The 20,387-nt window shown below is 39.0% G+C and carries 14 protein-coding genes; 7 read left to right on the forward strand and 7 right to left on the reverse strand.

What is annotated here, in order from left to right; translation table 11 throughout:
• Positions 1–177 precede the first annotated feature (177 nt).
• Positions 178–741: a hypothetical protein gene (locus EAE92_RS05410; RefSeq protein ID WP_214067322.1), complete on the reverse strand. Its 564-nt coding sequence runs from the start codon at positions 739–741 to the stop codon at positions 178–180.
• 360 nt (positions 742–1,101) lie between these two features.
• On the opposite strand from EAE92_RS05410, the gene EAE92_RS05415 reads away from it, so the two are divergent.
• Both EAE92_RS05415 and EAE92_RS05420 read left to right on the forward strand, forming a co-directional pair.
• On the forward strand, positions 1,102–2,268 hold the full coding sequence (locus tag EAE92_RS05415; RefSeq protein ID WP_214067323.1) for a cupin domain-containing protein: 1,167 nt from the start codon (positions 1,102–1,104) through the stop codon (positions 2,266–2,268).
• 523 nt (positions 2,269–2,791) lie between these two features.
• On the forward strand, positions 2,792–3,799 hold the full coding sequence (locus EAE92_RS05420) for a Txp40, insecticidal toxin (previously name A24tox) (protein WP_214067324.1): 1,008 nt from the start codon (positions 2,792–2,794) through the stop codon (positions 3,797–3,799).
• A 177-nt stretch (positions 3,800–3,976) separates the two neighbouring features.
• Here the strand turns inward: EAE92_RS05420 and EAE92_RS05425 are convergent, their stop codons facing one another.
• The 5 genes from EAE92_RS05425 to EAE92_RS05445 form a co-directional block, all read right to left on the reverse strand.
• On the reverse strand, positions 3,977–5,020 hold the full coding sequence (locus EAE92_RS05425) for an acyltransferase (protein ID WP_214067325.1): 1,044 nt from the start codon (positions 5,018–5,020) through the stop codon (positions 3,977–3,979).
• A gap of 10 nt (positions 5,021–5,030) precedes the next feature.
• Positions 5,031–5,687 carry an SGNH/GDSL hydrolase family protein gene (locus tag EAE92_RS05430; RefSeq protein WP_214067326.1) on the reverse strand — a complete coding sequence of 219 codons (657 nt, stop codon included), beginning with the start codon at positions 5,685–5,687 and terminating at the stop codon, positions 5,031–5,033.
• A 6-nt stretch (positions 5,688–5,693) separates the two neighbouring features.
• Positions 5,694–5,942: a hypothetical protein gene (locus EAE92_RS05435; protein WP_040152488.1), complete on the reverse strand. Its 249-nt coding sequence runs from the start codon at positions 5,940–5,942 to the stop codon at positions 5,694–5,696.
• Between the two features lie 364 nt (positions 5,943–6,306).
• Positions 6,307–7,212 carry an Rpn family recombination-promoting nuclease/putative transposase gene (locus tag EAE92_RS05440; protein ID WP_214067327.1) on the reverse strand — a complete coding sequence of 302 codons (906 nt, stop codon included), beginning with the start codon at positions 7,210–7,212 and terminating at the stop codon, positions 6,307–6,309.
• Positions 7,213–7,558: 346 nt separating this feature from the next.
• The gene (locus tag EAE92_RS05445; protein WP_214067328.1) at positions 7,559–8,512 is read right to left on the reverse strand and encodes a hypothetical protein; all 954 of its coding nucleotides are present in this window, start codon (positions 8,510–8,512) and stop codon (positions 7,559–7,561) included.
• A gap of 793 nt (positions 8,513–9,305) precedes the next feature.
• Between EAE92_RS05445 and EAE92_RS24440 the strand changes: the two genes are divergently transcribed.
• Positions 9,306–10,889, forward strand: coding sequence for a hypothetical protein (locus EAE92_RS24440; RefSeq protein WP_246545023.1), 1,584 nt, complete (start codon positions 9,306–9,308; stop codon positions 10,887–10,889).
• A gap of 138 nt (positions 10,890–11,027) precedes the next feature.
• Here the strand turns inward: EAE92_RS24440 and EAE92_RS05460 are convergent, their stop codons facing one another.
• Positions 11,028–11,972, reverse strand: a complete 945-nt coding sequence (locus EAE92_RS05460) for a phosphatidylinositol-specific phospholipase C (protein WP_214067329.1) — start codon at positions 11,970–11,972, stop codon at positions 11,028–11,030.
• Positions 11,973–12,955: 983 nt separating this feature from the next.
• Between EAE92_RS05460 and EAE92_RS05465 the strand changes: the two genes are divergently transcribed.
• Genes EAE92_RS05465 through EAE92_RS05480 form a run of 4 tightly spaced genes read left to right on the forward strand, consistent with a single transcriptional unit; the run spans position 12,956 to position 20,308 of the window.
• Positions 12,956–16,219, forward strand: coding sequence for an aminotransferase class I/II-fold pyridoxal phosphate-dependent enzyme (locus EAE92_RS05465; protein WP_214067330.1), 3,264 nt, complete (start codon positions 12,956–12,958; stop codon positions 16,217–16,219).
• A gap of 28 nt (positions 16,220–16,247) precedes the next feature.
• Positions 16,248–18,167 (forward strand): carbamoyltransferase C-terminal domain-containing protein, encoded by a 1,920-nt coding sequence (locus EAE92_RS05470; protein ID WP_214067331.1) that lies wholly within the window; start codon positions 16,248–16,250, stop codon positions 18,165–18,167.
• 25 nt (positions 18,168–18,192) lie between these two features.
• A complete protein-coding gene (locus EAE92_RS05475; protein ID WP_214067332.1) occupies positions 18,193–19,518 on the forward strand; it encodes a cytochrome P450 in 1,326 nt (441 codons plus the stop codon).
• Between the two features lies 1 nt (position 19,519).
• Positions 19,520–20,308 carry an SDR family NAD(P)-dependent oxidoreductase gene (locus tag EAE92_RS05480; RefSeq protein ID WP_214067333.1) on the forward strand — a complete coding sequence of 263 codons (789 nt, stop codon included), beginning with the start codon at positions 19,520–19,522 and terminating at the stop codon, positions 20,306–20,308.
• The last annotated feature ends 79 nt before the right edge of the window (positions 20,309–20,387 follow it).

The following is a 20,387-nucleotide window of genomic DNA, read 5'->3' on the forward strand; positions in this document are numbered from 1 at the left end:
GTCATAACACTTTTTCTTCCAAGCCCCGGGAAAACCAGAATTGTTTCTGGTTTTCTCTAGAACTCAGGTTTCTAAGGAACAAGCCTCGTTATTTTCAACGAGGTTTGTCAGCGGTCTGAGCCATCATTAAGATGGCCAATAATAGTGAGACTCATCGTTTTAAAGGCATGTTATTAACTATGCAGTTATTGCCTTTAAGTTATTGTTTAATGCGTTCATAAATTGAACTATGACATCCATTGAATTAGTGTTTCGGATGGATAGAGCTGTGTTAATGGAACCGGTAATACGGGCTTGTTCTACCAACTCATTGTCGATGATCTTGTTTTTTGCGAGCCATTCAGCAATATCCGTCCAGGACCATAACGGGCGACTGCTATCCACGCGCAGAAGAGGCGTAGGGAAATCACCTGCTCCACGGCTACCTTTACTGTATCGAGATAAAGCTGCTTTGGTGGTTCCTGCCAGTTCAGCCGCATCACTTAAGCTAACTACATCACCAATATCTACAGATAGACACATTAAACCCGAAACCGATTCAATGTCAGCTATTGCAGACATGACGGCTTTTGCGTAATTTTCGCTGTTGCGGGTAAAATTAACGTACAATGTACCATTGTATGCAGCAGGGTGGGCATCGCTGCATCCTGCCTCATACAAAGCATCTGATATATCAAACAAATCATCGTCAATAGTGATTTTTTTTCCGCCTACCACAATGCTAAAACTGTATTTTCTCATATCTACTTTCCTATGATTGAGATGTGAGACTTCGATAAAAAGGCCGCAGTTTGACGGCCTTGATATTATTTGCATTTATCGACTAATGAGATTATGTCTTTCGCGTGGTCTTGAGGGCTATCAGGCGTTCCCCAAAATGATTTTGGTGTCAACCTTTGTTACCGGATTTAAGTTGCCGCGCTACATCTCGACTCTACCCGATTTCTAAGCTAACTCCTAGGCGACTCATTTTCTACTATGCTTAATCAGTCACTTCTAATTTTTCCTTCCGTGACAACCATTAACTTAAAAAAACCAAACAAATAGATATCAGCTTGCAACTATTCCTGCTGGTACCCATTTTACTTGGAGGCAATAAATATGTTCTCTCGTCGTGATATCTTGAAGGCGTCCGCAATTGGCGCAGCCGCCGCTAGCATGGGCGGTATGATTAAAGCCGCTGTTGCTGATGAACAGCACGATACAGTCACTGCTGGCAAGGATAGACCGCCAATAAATGCCAAAAGTTTGTATAAATATAAATTCACTGATAGCAAAAAACGGATATTGGAAAATGGATGGGCGCGGGAAGCCACGGTAGAACAATTCCCGATATCTGAAGGGATTGCCGGTGTTGATATGTTACTTGAGCCGGGTGGCGTACGTGAACTTCATTGGCATGCTGTTGCCGCTGAATGGGCATATATGCTTGAAGGTCATGCACGTATTACCATTATCGATCCGGAGGGCAAAAGTGAAGTAGCTGATTTTGGCCCCGGCGATGTATGGTATTTTCCCAAAGGTCATGGTCATTCTATTCAGGCGCTTGGGGATGGCGCACATTTTATTCTGGCTTTTGATAATGGGCATTTTTCAGAATTTGGCACTTTCAGCATCACTGATTGGATAACCCATATGCCGAAAGAGGTGCTTGAGAAAAGTGTCAACATGCCGGCATCCGTTTTTTCTAAAATTAAACAGGGTGAAGCTTACATCGTTGGGGGCGCTATTCCGCCCAAACTTCCCCTACCTGCTGACGATGGCGGATTGAACGATGCCCCACTCACCCACCGTTATGAACTCTTGAAGAGCAAACCCTTCTTCGAGAACGACGCAGGGAGTGTTTATCGAGCATCATCGAAGGAATTTCCTATTTCTACAACGATCACCGGCCTTATAGAGACCATCAAACCTGGCGCAATACGTGAACTACATTGGCACCCTAATGCCAACGAGTGGCAATACTACATTTCAGGTAAAGGACGTATGACTGTATTTAGTTCCCACGGACACGCACAAACCGCAAAATATGGGCCAACCGACGTTGGTTACGTGCCACTGGGATTTGGTCACTATATCGAAAATATTGGCGATGATGATCTTCAAGTGCTGATTGTACTAGATAACGGTGTTTATCAAGATATTTCACTCTCTGATTGGTTAGCTAAAACTCCGTCTTATCTGCTTGCGGATAATTTCAACAATAAACCTTCCGATTGGGTGAATCGTCCTAAGGATAAGCTAGTTATATCACGCCGTAGGACTTGAGATATTACACAGTGGTGTATTGAAGGAACCTGTATAACTTTGTATATCAGAAATAGCCTCGTTTACACGGGGCTTTATTTAACATCGGATAACACCTTTTTATCGGTAATTAGGTCAGACAGGGATTAAAAGAATAAATTCCTTATTTTCTGTCATGTTTAATGACTGCTTTACATTTATATAACCTGCTGAGACCATTTAAAAACGTTCTGTTAACATCAAGTTATCCTATTCTCCAAGTTCTTTTGGCTTTGGTGCCTTCTCTTTTTTCTTTCGCTCATTTTATTATTTGTTTAACTAATCTTAACGTAATGATTTAATTGGAAAAAAATCAACAAAAAATGGCAAGATAAAAGCTTGCTAATAATTCTCATGTAAAGTAGTTTTATATTGAAATTAACGATTAGAAAGCCAGAGAAAACCCTATATTTAAAACTGAAATTTATATTAGTCGCGATAAATTTAGGCGTTCTCTGCCAGAAGATTCATAGCTCAATAAACACTAACATAATGGAGAAATATAATGGATATAAAATTAACACCTGATGATAGAAGTGGATATCAACCCGTTGAAAAGCAAATAGCAGGAGAGATAATACGTGTACTAAACTTTAAGCAAACAGATGAGGGGTATACAGCATCACATGGAATTGAATATCGGGCTAAGAAAATAATATTAGCATACGCTTTAGCTGTAAGTGGTATTCATGATGTGTCTCAACTTCCTGGTGACTATTATAAAAATAAAGAGACTGCCGAGGGAATTTATCAAGAATATATGTCTAATCTTTCATCTGCATTATTAGGTGAAAATGGCGATCAAATTTCTAAAGATATGGCAGATGGTTTTTACAAGAATGAACTGGATTTTGAAGGTGAATATCCTCAAAACATCTGGAATATTCCTGGTCTTGAAAATAAACCATTGAGTGATTATTTAGATGACGATAAATTATTGGCACTCTATTTTTTTGCGGCACAGGAAATTCCACTGGAGGAAAATCAACAATCAAATGCCGCAAGATTTTTTAAATTAATTGATTTCTTATTTATCTTATCTGCTGTAACTTCACTGGGAAGGAGGATTTTTTCAAAAAACTTTTACAATGGGTTAGAATCTAAATCATTAGAGAATTATATTGAGAGAAAAAAGCTTTCTAAACCTTTCTTTAGACCACCTCAGAAGTTACCTGATGGCAGAATCGGTTATTTGGCCGGTCCAACTGAACCACCTAAATGGAGAGTTAGTTTCCAAGAACTTAAAAAGAACAGAGCCAGGAATGGATTTGCTAATATGGACGGCGCTGCAAAACAAAAGTATAGTTCATTTGTAAAAGAGGTGCAAAAGGGTAACGATCCACTTACAGCAGCAAAAAGTATTGGCACAGCAAGCGGCAGTAACTTGGAAAAATTGCCAAATAATTTATTTAGTGTAAGGCTAAGTCAAAAAGACAGAGTAACCTTCACTCAAAATAATACTGAAAATACAATCACGATTCATAGTGTTGGAACTCATTATAAAAATATATGATGTGTGATCTCTGGCTTCGATTGATAGAGCATTTTTAAGCTCTCATTTTTTCAACAGGAGTCTCATAAGGCGTTTTACTTTTCAAACCACTGTGTGGTCTGTGATAATTGTAAAACGCCTTCCTTTAGCCAATACACTTTACTGCCAAAAAGATATTGGCTCTCCCCGTCCATAGCGTTAGATAGTTATAATTTTTGATGTTATTTTTGATTTACGCAACAAAACGCATAATATATATGACAGGATAAAAGCCAGCAAAGAATAAGCTATTATGTAAACATATGTATTTATGTAATTAAATTTTTCCAAAAATAAATTATGGACAAATTCGTTATGTATTTCAATAACAAAAATATTGTGAACAAGATATATCCCTAATATATTCTTGCTAATGTTATCTGTTAATGATGATATTTCGTTAATGTTCAAATTAACCAAGAATAAAAACAGGCACACCGAAGAAACCTGAAGGAATATATTATAAAACTTCCCATAAAAGAAGACCATTCCTGTCCTGGATGAAATGATTGATAAAGATATCAATGATATAATAAAAAATACCAGCAGCATTATGTGCTTAAAGGAAAAAGTCTTTATTTGAGGTTTCGTTAGCCCTAGATATCCACCTATCAAGAAACTAATCAAACCCTCAGCTTGGAACGGAATCAAAATATTGAATGGTATTAGTGAAAAAGAGAATTTGTAATCTGTTAGCGCATTCAGCAATGTAAGATTAGAAATTATAAGCATTATGACAAGTATTTTCATAATCCCCTTTGCATTTGTTTCGTTAAATGCGTTACGCATTAGTGGTGTTAATATATATAGAGAGACAATTGCAAATATAAACCATAAATGGGTAGCATCTGATGTGGTTCTACTAACATTAATATAATTCAAAAAACTAGTAGTAGGCACTGTTGTAAATTTACTGATAAAATATGTATCGTACAGATAATAAAAGATAAGCCAAAACAACAATACAGCTAATATCCCTTTGGCTTTATTAATGATGTAATCCACCTGCTTTTCATGCTTGTTGTTTAGTAAGAAATAGCCACTGCACATAAAAAACAACGAGACCCCCAACTGACCGATTTGCCTAAAAAAATACAAAACCACGTCATTATCATCGCGCAACAAGAAAAATAAAGTAACGTGAGAAATTACAACGAAAAATATAGAAACGATCTTTAATAAATCTATGGTTAATATTCTCATTCTTTGTCTCTTAAATAGATAAAATGAAGTTTGAAATTTTAGGGGCAAGCCTGGTCATACCTATTTTAGATGGATGTAAACCATCGGACACTGTGCCCAAACTATTGCTGGTCATAATATCGATATTTCCTTCATTGAATCCAGATTGTTTTAACAAATCCAGATATGGGATGGAGTTTTTTTCGCAAATTTCCCGACAAACGTTGCAATAGTCAGATAAATAGTATCCTTTGGCGTTTTTACTGTTCATACCTCTTTGTTCTGATATTGGCGTTGTTATAATAAACCCTATTCTTGCTAATGGGTATTTTTTGGTAACTCCGGTCATTAATAACTTCATACCTCCAATAAATGTCAATGGGGTTTTGTCTTTATAATCACCTATTTCCACCCCTCCATAGGAACCAAAGTCAAATCCAAAATCATTTACCCCGCCCCATATTGTAATAATATCTGGATTGCTTCCCATTTTTTCATATCTTAAACAAATGGCTGAATTATCATTTTTATCTTTTTGGGCTATGCATGTTCCCCCTATTCCGTAGTTTTTCCATTCTTTTAGACCTAAATTTTTAGTCACTATTGGTTGATACCACCCTCTTTCAGTTATACTGTCACCGAGGGTAAACCAACACCCTTCCTTCAAATGCGATTGAATATAAGACATTCACTTTCATCCTTCTAAAAATAAAAATTCAGCAAGAGGCCGTTGTGAGAATTGCTGCCGGAATTTCTCAGACCATAGAGAATATTCAAACAATTCTGCGCCAAGATCCAATTCACTTATTGGCAGCGACAAAAATTCCAACTGTAGGCATTTATCAAAATCAGGAAGCGTATTCAGAGAGAATTGCTTCGCATCCGTTGAGACAGTGAGCCTTTTACTTTTATTGGCAGCTTGGTCTGTATGACGAGTCATCATCCTGATCTCATGCAAATTATGTCCGTATGAGAATCGCTGACCGAATAGTGAAAATGAATTTCGTCACTGCGGTTGGATCTCAGATAAAGTTGTCTCATATAAATAATACGATATCAACCTCTTTTACGACCCTTTAGTCGTACACATTCATAACAGAAATACGGATTGGTTATCATAAACAAGTTATCTATCAGGTGCTAAAAAATGCCGATAGTGACAATTAGTTTGCTAAAGAAGTGGTGGATAGATTAGCTAAAGAAAAAAATGGATCTGAAACATAATATTGAATTACTGACCATCTGAGTTTAATAACAAAAATGCCGATCTTGAGTATCGGCATTTTACTGTGAAAGAGAAGATTAATTTAATGCTTTAACGCTTCAATTTTATCCCGGCTCAGTCCGGTACTGGTGACAATAATGTCCAAACTCACGCCATGTCGTAATAAGGCGCGAGCCGTTTCCACTTTACCTTTCTCTCGGCCTAGCTCAATACCCCGCTCAAGCCCTTTTTGTTCAAGCTGTTCTGCAATAGTCATCAACATCGTTTCATGCTCCGGAGATTGTTCAATCAGTTGATGGACAAATTGGGAGAGATCCAGCGTATGCCCATTCAGTAAAATATAGCGTAACACCACATTGCGCTGCTCGGTTGTATTATACCCTCTATTCAAGAGTTCCACCAATTGGGGGACCCATTCCAGCATGTCCCGGCAGCGGATGTGTTTTTGCACCAGCTCCATCAGGGCAACCCCTTTATGCGTCAGGATCTCTTCATCGCTGAGCGCACTGACGTCCACCAACGGAAACGCCTGACGGTATAAGCGGGCAGCCTGTTCGGGAAGTGTAAAACAATCCAGCCACCGGTTTGAGTAAGGATACGGTTGAACCTCACCATGATAAAACAGCAGCGGCGCGACCAAAGGGAGTTCAGTATGGCCTTTTTTCAGGTGGGCCGCCATTGCTAACATGTCATAATACATCAGCCGCCAGGCCATCAACGGGTCAGGGGTGGACTGATGCTCAATCAGGCAATAGATATAGCCCTGTCCCCGCGCCGTTTCAACCGAGTAGAGCACATCACTGTGCAGTTGACGTAAATGCCGGTCCACAAAACTGCCGGGTTCCAGTTTCAATGTGGCTAAATCACACAACGACTGGATCTCTTCGGGCAGATAAAGGGATAGAAATTCCCTGGCCGTTTCGGGCCGCGTTAAAAAATGTTTAAATAATGCGTCATGGTGAGGCCGTTGTTTTTCTTTCTTTGCCACAATCCGTTTCTCTGTCTTATCAGTTAGTCATCGCCACGCATTGTCAAAGTTATAATATCTCTAGAAGACCCGCAACCAATGTACAACATATTATTTCGGTGATTATCCATTTTCCTTGAGTGGATCGAAACTGGCTGGAAAACGCTCTCAGAAGCGCTTGGCGACCAGTCTGTAGGAATCCATGAGGTCGTGGGCGGATGTAAAGCCTTGGGCCGAAAAGATTTCAAATAAATTTGATGTGATGGCAATATGCTGCCCACCTAAGATTGGGGCAGCAACGGTTAATCATACCTGACATGTACTCTTCTCCCACTCGTAGTAAGGGAAGAGCAGTTATATTATCTATTTAAAGAGTCAGCTCCACCATCGATAGACGGGTATTTAATTCTTTTTGTGGAACTTGTTGAAATAAATGTCTATCTTTGATTGAGAAGCACTCAACCTTTCCACTTCTCATGCCGTCATTCCTTACAGCAAATCGTACGCTGGGCGGATATTTGTAATTTGGACTTAGAGACATACCGCAAGCCAACAGGAAATCAATTTTCGATGATGATTCAATAAGCTCATCATTGCGTTCACCTGGCTTAACTCTCCCATAATCAAGGCATAAGTTAATACTAAACGGGCAGTCGTCAATTATATTGTTATCAATGGAAAAACCATAGTTCATGTTATTATCATGCTCACCAACATGCTGAGTCTTGTTTAGAATTTCGACAGTTAATCCATCTGTAAAGGTAAATATAAACCCATTATTAGTCACTTTATCTCTAAGACCGAAATCAATATGTGAAGTTGTACGCTTTGGCCACATTGACCTTTCAAATCGACCATCGTTTTTCTTTTTAAAGTTATTACTTATTAAACAGTAATTTAAAGGTTCAAATACCCCGTCATTGCTAGTTTCTACCAAGACTGCCACCGTTCCTGCCAACAGAACGATTTTACCCACTTCGCTTTCGGGCAAGGAATTCATCAAACTTTCCTGTGCATCTGATAAATAATGCATCATGTAATCAGTTAGTTGATATAATTCATCTTTGTTTTTGAGCGTATTCCATTTTATGTTCCAAAAAAATTCAGGTAAAGAAAAAAACAATGGGGTGTTTTTTTCTTTATTTTCTGATGCAAGAAGAATATTTTCTCTCACCAAGTCAATTCTACGTTCTATTTCTTTCGCCAAGTAATCTTGTATGCTCTGTCCGCTTTCTCTATCAAGAGAAAACTCAGAGAGAAATGTCGCTTGTCTTATAGATGCCACATTAATTTTCATATTATTCTCCTTTGGTTTATCCATTATAATTCTCCTTTCTTGTTGGTGCCGGATGTAATGACGAAGATAAAAGTATCGCAAAAACTTCTACGCCGCCTACAATTTTGTTTGTAGGGGGATGAATCCTAACTATTGTATTAGTCATCAGACAACGAACAGAGATGAATATCTTAAACAGTATATAAACAACATAAAAATAATGGCTAAGTAATCAGTTGATAAACACGGAAATAATTATCTCGCAATTAATGTCACTGTTGACTACCTAATATTTTTATTTGCCATAGTAACCAGACTTGTAAGAATTGATAATTCCTTCAATTAACGATTATTCCCTTTTATTTGGAGTCTGATTGTTATCAATTTTTCTATATGTACCTTAGGTGAAATTAATGTTTTTAATATTTCTATTTTTTGAATATAATTCTCTCTATAAAATTACTAAAAAAAGAGTTGTAATTATTTAAAGATAGGAGTTTATTTATGTAATCTTTTCCTTGTGTCATTATTTCAACATACAATGTGATTACTCTTTACCAAGTGGATTATTAAATGGGATAATTATTTTTGAAAAAAACAGAACATACCCGATTAAATTCATCTAATCAAAAATAATTATAATTAATCATGCGTTTAATAACTTTATAATGGAAATAAAAATATATTTTTCTAATACCATCCAACGATTCTTGACATTCCATAACGAACTTCTAGTCTTTATACATCATTATGAGTGTCTAATCTAAAACCTGAACATTCCAATACTGAATATCGGAATTGGGAATTTATAATCTAATATAAAAATACAGGTCTAACTATGAATCCATTCGATCATGTTGTCCCTATGCGAAAAGAAGAACTACACCATGTCCCCGCTGCGAAGAGTGCGCTGAACCGTTTTGCCGATGCCGATATTCCGCAACACCCGTGGATGGCTCCGAACGACTTCGGGAGTCCGCACCAAGACAGCTGGTGTTCTGAGTCCGTGTCGCTCAACGGTCCTGTTAATGACAATCTTCTGCTTATCGAGCAGTACAACCCTTTCGGATACACACCGAACATGGTGTGTAATAGCCAGAATCAAATGGTGGGCGTCTCGTTGGACTACTCCGCATCTCAGTTCTGGGTGGTGGTATTTGACGAGAACTGCAACATTATTTCAGCCACACAGGCGGGTACACTTTCCGGCAATAGTACCTTCGGCGGCGGCTACTTTTATTTGGACAACAACGACAACACGATAGTCGTACAGGACAACCAGATTGTCAGTTATCCGACAGCGGATGTGCAGCCAAGAGAGGGCGAGATTTATGCGCTCACATCGAACTGGCAGAGCGCCGATATCATCGAAGTGGTCACTGGTTCAGCGGAGGGCAATTCCCTTTACTCGTCGCTGCCTGTTTGGGATGAGGAACGTCCGAATCTCTACTGGTGCCTGATTGCCGGTGATTATAACTACCAGAACTACCCGGAGAGTACACTTAGCTCTCCTGCATGGATAGCAGTTGTGCAAATTGATCCGAATGATGGCAGCACAACACTGATTGGCGCGAAGAAGCTGGAAAAACAGTGGAACAACAATACATTCTCTGTTGATGAGAATGGGGCTTACATCGTCACCAATGGTATCGACAGCAAGGGCTTGTGTACGAAAGGGTATCTCTGGGCGTTCGGTCTGGAGGGGAATGAGATCACCATTCGCTGGAAGACGCCTTACAAGAATGCCGGATACCGGAAGCCGGGTCAGACGAATATCGGTTCGGGAACTACGCCGACGCTTACCAAAATGGAGGACGGGACTGAACTGGTGGGAATCACCGACAATGCCGATCCACGTCTGAACGTGTTGGTTTGTAACCGCTCGGATGGCAGTATTATCTCCGAGACCCCTTGCTTTTTGGAAATGAGGAGCGCCGACGAAGCTTCGTTGATCGGCGTTGGTGATACCTTTGTGGTCGAAAATAATTTCGGTCACTATCCGACGTGGCCATTCTCGCAGCTAGTTCCGAATGGTCCCGGCATGGAGATGATCCGCATCAATCCTGAGAATACTGAACAACCCGATGAAAAGAGATGGTCTATTCCAGACGTTCACTTTTACGCGATGAACATGCTCTGTCGCGGCAGCGGTATCATCTTTGCGCATACCTGTAGCTGGTCCGATGATATCTCAGCGTCAAAGGGAGGAATGTACTACATTAGCGCCATCGACTCCTTCAACGGCCGGGTGATCTGGCAGATTCCCCTCGGTAGAGGTACGAACTATTGTCATGAGTACGGCGGCATTTACTTCAACAGAAATGGTGATCTTTACATTGGCACTAACCAGTATCTGGTCTCTATCAAGAATTTCCAGAACCGTTCCAAAGAGCTTAAGGAGCAGGTGGGCAAGAACGACTGAGGCAATTACTAGCTCCGTGACTACAACCTAGTCCAATAGGAGCGAAGCTGCAAAGTACGACATTTGACCTTTTTGAACTGAATTCGCAGCTTTACTCCTACATTGCTATCTACTATCACTTTTAAAAGCACTGCGAACCTAGTTGGAACCTAGACGATCAGACATTTTGTCGGAATTGCAGCCTTCATAAAGTAGGGAAACCACATCGCCGTTATTCCATCGGCCAACAAAGTCCATTGCTACGATTCCGAGAGTTGGTTTATCGTGGCCCGGGTGTTCAGGTTGGTAGGTATGAATAAGCCAATCCTTAAGGTTTTTGTACATATAAAAAGCATAATCGAGAGTGAAATCAGGGCCGCTGTATGCACTCGTGTTAGTCAGATATAGAGTATCCCCGCTATCTTCCAATGCCTTTTCGAGATGATTAACAACAAGATGATATTTTTCTTTCTTCCCAGGATTATCATAGTGATCTTCAATATCCATTGATGTCCAGGCGATCCCAGACAACCCTTTATTCCTTGAAATGATAACAATCTTTCCTCTGACATCACCAAGCTTTGGAATTTGGCGATCGTCATGAAAGAGCGGAAAGTATTTGTCCTTGTAGTGCTTGAAAATAGCGTTGAATAGTTCGTCGGGTTCCTTTGATTGCTCTTGTTTGATACTCATCAAAATCGTTTCTGATGGATTAGCTTTAAGAAAATTCCGGCAGTCATTGACTACCTTATCGAATACGATGTATTCATTGATGATCCCGTGATGCATGTCAAAAATCCATCTGTCCTCATAGCCATCAATGATAAATCCCCTATCATTGGTTTTTGCATGGCATCGGATATCCAAATAGCGAATTCCTAGCTGCAATTGGTCCGATATTGACAAACTCTGGCATTGAACAAGTCCCGATATGTTCCTGTGGGCGCAACTTTCATGTGTTCCCGGAATAGTGATATGGCTCAAAAGTCGATTATCATCATGCAAATGTCCCATCCAAGCATTAGGAGTCCATATTGACAGTGAGCGCTCGGTTTGATGATCAATTTTTGATTTTTCATCGATATTATTACCGTTGTTATTCATATTTATTTCTCACCATATTAATTTAAGTTATTTAAGAGATATTTAATGTGTGAAATGGAGTGACATTATTATTCTTAAGTATATACCTGTTATCTTTCAAATTGCTTCTTTGGTGGCTGCATTCACTCACCCCGGTCACATAGTTATCTATGCCCCGGATATTTGCTCCCTTACCGTCACGATCCATCTTGAAATCCATTGGGTATAGCTACTATTTTGAAGAAATTAGAAGTGCGCCAACAATAGGCAATTAAAGAAGATAATTATTGAGAAAGTATAGTGATTATATACATAATGAAATGAGTATTTTTAAACATAGAAAATCTACAATTTAGATATTTTAATTAAAAAAACGCCTGAAAATAGTTGTCGAATTAGATTAATGAAAATATTTTTTCATTTTTATATATTATGAAGCTAATCGTAATAAAATGAATAGACATTACTGGCATTAAAATCGTGAGCAAAAAATCATTTCCTCCTTACTGAATTTTGATTTCAATTATCTTAATCATTGTATAAGCCAGTAACTCAATAAATGCATTATATACCCATCATCTTTCAAGTTGCCTCTTTGTTGGTTGTACTCGCTCACCCCGGTCACATAGTTATTACTATGCTCCCGGGGATTTACTCCCTTGCCGCCGCGATGCATCTTGAAATCCATAAGGTATACATCGTAACCAACTGTGTTATCGCGGTAATATAACTGTTATTTATATATTTAAAATAGGAATATCTATTACCGAAATCTCCTCTTCTATTATAAGGCGTAGCACTTACGCTGTCTGGACAGGGCTATGACCATTCAGTCAAGCCGTTAATGTAAAGTGTTCTGACGATTTTAGCGTATCGTTTTCGTTCCATTGGTCCTCAAACCATTTGAGCGCTTAAATATGTACAACACTTTACATATTCTTAAGTGTTATTCTAAATTAAAGAGCATTGAATCATCAACGCGGGTTTCACTACAGGGTTAATCAATGAACACCATTTGTCAAATGATTGAAAAAAGAGCAGCGGAAAATGCTCGTGAGTTAATTTTCAGATTCCTTTCTGACGGCGAAAGAGAAGAAGAACAATTGAGCTGGAAGAATTTACACCAGGGTCAAAAAAACATTGCTTATTATTTACAGCAATACTGTCAGCCTGGCGATCGAGTAATAATTATGTTGCCTTCCGGCCTGCTCTTTGTTCAGACAATGGCCGCGTGCTTATACTCAAGTGTGGTCGCTGTACCAGTGAATAGCGCCCGGCCTGAAGGAAGAGGTTGGGATACTATTCTGAAAATCATAATAGATAGTGGTGCCCGATTAGTTATCACGACCTCAAAACAGGGTGAGAAAATAAAAGAAGTATTTGCAAAAGAGAGCGGCTTTAATGAAGTAAAGGTAATATCAGCAAATGAATTGATAGAGGCCCCAGAAGATGCATCTTACCGGGGTGGATCAAATCTGGCATTTCTTCAATATACCTCAGGTTCAACCGGTGAGCCTAAAGGTGTCATGGTTAGCTATGAAAATTTAATCAATAATCTGGAGGCAATAAAAAATAGGTTTGCATGCTCAGAAGAGGGCTGTGGCGTCATTTGGCTTCCACCCTACCATGATATGGGCTTATTAGGCGGTATACTCCAGCCTTTCTATAGCGGCGTTCCGGTTGTACTGATGCCGCCTACCTCAGTGATTCAGCAACCAGCGCTGTGGTTAAAAGCCATTTCAAAATATAAAGCGACCATTTCCGGCGGACCTAACTTTATATATGAGCAAAGTGTTGAAAGAATAAGTGATAAGGATTTGGAGTCTATTGATCTTTCAAATTGGAAGAATGCGTTTAGTGGAGCAGAACCAGTCAGAGCGGATATCCTTCAACGTTTTTCCGAACGTTTTAGTTCTTACGGTTTTAACAAGGACGCTCTTTATCCCTGTTATGGGTTGGCAGAGAGTACCCTGTATGTTTCGGGACCCGTAACTAATAACCTCGGAATGAAAGTAGAGAATTTTAATTCGAAAGCATTGAGTGAAGGAAACGTTATTAAAGCCAATAACGTGAATGGCAACACCACATTGGTCAGTCATGGCAAACCATACGAAAATCAAGAGATTATTATCTGCAAAACTGATACGGCAGATGTATTGCCTGAAGGTAAAGTTGGCGAAATTTGGTTGCAGGGACCTTCCGTAACTTACGGTTACTGGAATAATGAGAATGCTACCAGCGGCGCGTTCAGTCAGTATACATCAGATAATAAAGGCCCTTATTTGCGAACAGGCGATCTGGGATTTTTATTTGATGGAGAGCTATACATTAGTGGCAGGATCAAAGACGTCATTATTATCAGAGGAAAAAATCACTATCCCCAGGATATAGAAAATACGTCACAGATGTCTGACGCTGCGCTTATTTCAGGGGGATGTGTCGCCTTTGCGGATGAAAAAGGGGTTATCGTCATACAAGAAGTAAAAAGAAGCGACATTAAGAAAATCGATGTCAAAGAAATAATGAAGAAAATAAGAGTTAATATTACTAATAACCATGAAGTTTCTGTTAGTAAAGTTATTCTTATCCGGCCTGGCGGAATACTTAAGACATCAAGTGGTAAAGTACGTCGCAAAGCCATGCAGGAATTGCTTCTCTCTGGCAAGTTAACTGTAATCGATGAATGGAATGCCCAGTCTGCAAGTCGTGATCAGCAAAATAACCGTCAGGATACGAATAGATCCTTCGTCATAAACTGGTTTGACAACTGGTTGATTCGAGAAACAGGAGAAGCGCTGCCTGATATGACGGCTGGAGAAATTCATCTCTATAACCTTGGGATTGATTCACTCCAGAAAGCTACTTTGCTTGCCGATTTTTCAGATTTGACCTCTCACCAATTACCTTCAGATATCTTCGAGCGCCATGAATATCTAGGGTCTTTTTTAAATGAATTGGAAGCCATTTATAATTTTATCAGCGGATACAACCAACTATCGCCTGAGTTGCGCACGCAAATTACGAGTCAGCTAGAAAATGAAGGTGATCATCAGGCATTTGAAGATATTAACGCTATACCCGAAGAGTTCTTTAATCCTGTACATTTGAAAGGCGTAAAAGAAATTGAGGCTCGTCTCGAATCAATGAAAGGTGCCAGTCTCCCCTTCTTTACAACCCATGAAGGAGTGAATGGTTCTCATACAGTAATGAATGAGGAAAACTACCTCAATTTTTCTAACCATAATTATCTTGGCTTGGCTCAACATCCTGAGGTTAAATCAGCCTCCATAGAAGCCATCAATCAATATGGCACTAGCCCTTCTGCGGCAAGGATTGTGGCGGGTCAACGCCCTGTTCATGTTAATCTGGAAGCAGAGATAGCGAAGTTTACCGGTCATGAGGACGCTATTACTTTTATAAGCAGCAATTTTTGCAACGTGACCGTTATTGGCCATTTAATGCAGCGTGGTGACCTCATTTTATACGATGAATATAGCCATGACAGCCTTCTCCAGGGCGGAAAATTGTCTCAAGCGGACATGTTGCCATTTGCGCATAATAATTGGCAAATGGCCGATGAAATTCTTAATAAGAAAAGGAAACATTACAGAAAAGTCATGCTCTTTATAGAAGGTGCTTATAGCATGGATGGCGATATTCCTGATTTGAAGAAATTTGTTGAAATAAAGAAAAAATATAAAGCATTGTTGATGGTAGATGAATGTCTTTCCATTGGGGTTGTAGGAGAAAGTGGACGAGGTGTTTGTGAACATTGCGATGTCATACCGTCTGAAATAGATATTTGCATGGGTGGAATTAGTAAAAGTTTTGCAAGCTGTGGTGGTTATATCGCCGGCAAGCGATCCTTTATAACTTATCTACGATATACAACGCCGGGTTTTGTTTATACCACAGGCATGCCGCCGGCCGTTGCCGCATCGGCGCTTGCCGCCATTAAAGTGATACAAAAGGAAAAATACAGAGTTCATGAAGTACAGGAATTATCAAAATATTTCGTTAATACAGCGAATGCGCTTGGCTTAGATACAGGGTTCAGTAAAGATACCCCAGTTATCCCTCTTATGATAGGCGACGAGAATAAATGTATCTATATTTATCAAAAGTTGAGGGAGAATTTAATCAATGTGCAACCTATCTTGCATCCAGCTGTACCTGAGAATAAAGCTCGTTTACGTTTTTTCATTAATTATGGACACACGGTTGAGGACATCAATAAAGTTCTTAATATCATAAAAGAGTACATTTAATTAACTTTCAATATAATGGAAACCAACAATGAGCACGATGATGAAAAAAAGAGAGCATTATAAGAACGCATGTCTCTTTTTAGGGCATAATGCTTCAGCGGTCATATGGAATAATGCCGATGATATGTTTGCCATTGAAGATGAAAAAGAGAGTCGCTCAAAAGGTGGAGAATATGTCCCCATCCACACAATATTGAAATTAATGAAATATGACATTGATGAATTGAATGTCATTAATTTTCTTGGCGAGGTTGATTATAACCATACTATAAAAGCGTTATGTGGCAACGATAGAGAAATATTTGAGCAATTCATAAAAAGAGTAAATCTGTATGAGTTGAAAATAAACCATCATGCTACCCATGCGATAAATGGCATCATTGAAGCCTGGGAACATCATAAAGAAAATAAGTTACCTAAAAAGTATCATATATTGATTACTGATGGTACGGGAGACGATTATGAATCGACATCTCTCTACACCGTAATAATCGATAAAAACAAAGCATTGGCAGATTGCATAAAGACACTACAGCGGGTAAAAAGAATTTCCGCGGCAGATCTTTCATGCGGAATACTATTTGCCCGAGTAGTATGCAACGCCGATACAGGTTTTTCTCCGTTAAAAGACGAATATAAATCACTTGGTTACGAAACGGAAATAATACGCCTGTTAGACGATAATAAACTTAATAAACTCAACCGAATTATAATAAAGTTATCTGATGGTTTTCTGTCAAATAAGAAATGTGGTTTGATGTCAGCCATTAGAAGTGATATCAAATCTTTCCTACCTGGCGTTAATGATGAAAACTTTTCTAAAAAGAAGGCGTATTACCACGAACGGGATAAAATCCAGCTTGAATGGAGCGGTTCTCGTAAGCCTGTTACCCTATTGGGGATAAAAAAGTCTCCGTCAGAAATTCTTTTAGAAAAAAGTGAGCATCAGCATTTTTCACATGGCTTTTCTGTTAAATATATGCAGGAAATGGCCGTGAAGCATGTGAGAATGCCGTTGTGGTTGCTGAGGTACTTAAATGGATTAAGTCAATATGAGGTCCGTGTTATTTCTTCCTATATTGCTAACAAATTTTTAGAAACTTACTTGGTAAAACTTATCGCTAGTGAAAAAGTTGAAAACCTGATTGTTGGTGGTGGCGTTCATTTCAATGTCAAACTCAATAATGTTTTACTGAACAGCATAAAGGGAGATATCTGCTGCTCTCCCCTTGCTGGTGATATTGTGCATGCACTGACAGGCGCTGTTATTCTTGATAATACATTATCTAATAGAAGCGTAAATCTATTATTGCTAAAACGTGATTTATCTTTGCCGTACAACGGTAAGTATGCAAAGAATATCATTTATACAGATAATCAAGCTGATTTTATTGAAAATACAGCTCACTATGTGAGTAAGGGATATATTGTCAATACAGTAAAAAACTGGGGGGAATTAGGTCCCAGAGCACTTATGTCAAACTCTACGCTGTGTTTACCGACTGGTGAATTGAAGCAAGAAATTAACCTTCTTAATGGCCGGGATGACCATATGCCAATGGCCCCTGTATTAAGATCAGAGAATTTGCCGGTTCTCTTTAACATTAAAGAAGTAAACAGAGTAACAGGTTCACTTCATGGCATGGTTATTGCGTTAAGTTATAACGATAATATACCGGAAGAAAAATATGAGGGAGTGATGCATAAAATGCATGATGGTAGAACCACTGGCAGGCCGCTTGTGGTCAAGTCAGATGTTGATGTCGAAATGCTACAGAAAGTTGAAAATGAAACTGGCTATGTAGCGTTAATCAACACCTCTTTCAACATTCATGGTTATTCTACAGTTCAGCGGATGCAACATGTATATCACGACTTCGATTATCAGTGCAGGAAAGCTGAAAAAGCGGGTATCCGTAAGCCTTTTCTTATTGTCGGCAACTTTTGATAAAATATAAAAGGAGTGCAAAAGAGTGAACTATAAAGAAATTAAGGAAGTAAAAGGTTTGCCTTTACTTGGCTCAATACTGGATTATAAATCGGATGCTTTATCACTATTCATTAATGCAGCAAGAGAGAATGGGGATATTTGCACAATGAGAATGGGGCCGGAAAGTATAATTTTTATTAACAACCCAGACTGGGTGGCAGAAATATTGGCAAAAAAGATGGATTTTTTTGTTAAAAGTCCCAGTTATCGCGAATTGGAGTTATTGCTTGGCCAGGGAATGGTCACTACAGAAGGCGAGGTATGGAAAAAACAACGCGATAATGCCAGGCATGCTTTTACTATATCTAGTTTAAACACGTTGATCGCTCCGATAAAAGATATCGTCACGAATTTTTCTCATAATACTGTTTTAGATGGTCATCGACGTGACATATTCAAAGATATGCTTGATCTTTCTATGAATATTGCCTTGAAAACGCTCTTTGGACAAAGTAGTAGTGATATCAACAGACACAGCGTTTCAATAGCGCTTGAAAATGCTTCTGATTATGTCATTAAACGTCTTGAGGCGATTATTAAACTGCCGCCTAACATCCCTACGTTTTCTGCATTAAAATTCAGGAAGGAAAAATCCGTACTTGACAGGCAAATTGTTGAAATGATTAAAAATCATGACAATCATAGCGGGAAAGACTGTCTGTTAAACATGATCTTGGAAAATGAAACTGATCATGATGAGATAAAGAATCAATTACTTACCTTTTTTTTAACGTCTTACGAAACGATTGCATCCGCAGCCACTTGGACGTTTTATTTCATTTCCCGCTATAAACGCTGGCATAAAATTATTAAAGATGAATATACACAAGCTGTATTGGAAAAAACCAACGATATTTTTGAATTAAAATATACCAATGCGGTTATTAACGAAAGCATGCGTCTTCTGCCTCCGGTATGGTCTTTTTCCCGGACGGCTAAAGAAAATGTCACTATAGGTGAATATAAGATCGCCGCAGGAAAAATGGTGGTTGTTTCCCCTTATTGTTTGCAGAGACATCCAGACTACTGGGAAAAAGCTGACGACTTTATCCCTATGCGTTGGTTAGGCGAACTATACAGCCATAAGCTTAACCGTACTTTTATTCCTTTTGGCGCCGGTCCCAGGATATGTCTGGGTATGAATTATGCTCGCATGGTTTTACCGATTATTATCGGTGAGTTTTGTAAAAGAGGATTTTTCGAAACGAGTTATCAGGGATATCCGGAACTAAAAGCAGGTATCACTATCAGACCTGTGAAGGGTGTTAATGGTGTTTGGCGGTGTCTGTCTGATAATCAGAGGGTATAAAATGAATTTGGCAGGAAAAAACATCTGGGTAATTGGCGCATCTATGGGGATTGGGAATGCTTTAGTTAAGGAGCTTGACTCTTATACGACAAACTTGGTCATTTCTAGCCGAAAAGAAGATTTGCTGAAAAAATTGGCGACGGAAATTAATCTTCCGGAGGAAAATGTTATCCCTTTCGACATTACAAATCATGATGAAGCGAAAGAAGCGGTGCATAGAGTGCTTCAACTGATGGGGAATATTGACTGTATCATTTTTACTGCTGGCGTCAGTCAACGCTCTTTAATCACAGACACACAGCTCTTTGTTTATGACAAATTGATGAATTTAAATTTCTTATCTATTGTTAACATAGCATTAAATGTACTTCCTTCGATGATTGAGAAAAAGAGCGGACATTTTGTCGTTCTCTCCAGTGTGGCCGGTAAATTTGGTACTCCAAATCGCTCTGGCTATGCAGCATCGAAGAATGCATTACATGGTTTTTTTGAGTCTCTGCGTGCTGAACATACGAAAGACAATATTAATGTTACGCTTGTTTGCCCCGGTTTTATTAATACTGATATTACTATGAGATCCCTCACTGGAAATGGGGAGCCTTATCAACGTATTGATAGTGAACTGGAACACGGTATTCCAGTCGATTTATGCGCCAGAAAAATTGTTAAGGCAATCATTAGAGAAAAAAGAGAGATATACCCCGGAGGTAATAGAGAAGTCATTGGTGTATATCTTAATCGATTTTTTCCACGATTATTACAGTATATTGTTGCATTAAAAGGAAAATAGTATAGGTAATCGCCATTTCATTAGCGGTGACCTTTTAATTGGTCACCGAATTTTTCTATATATTCACAACAGTGCCTCT

This window comes from Photorhabdus hainanensis (assembly GCF_018448965.1).
In the GTDB taxonomy this organism is placed as follows: domain Bacteria; phylum Pseudomonadota; class Gammaproteobacteria; order Enterobacterales; family Enterobacteriaceae; genus Photorhabdus; species Photorhabdus akhurstii.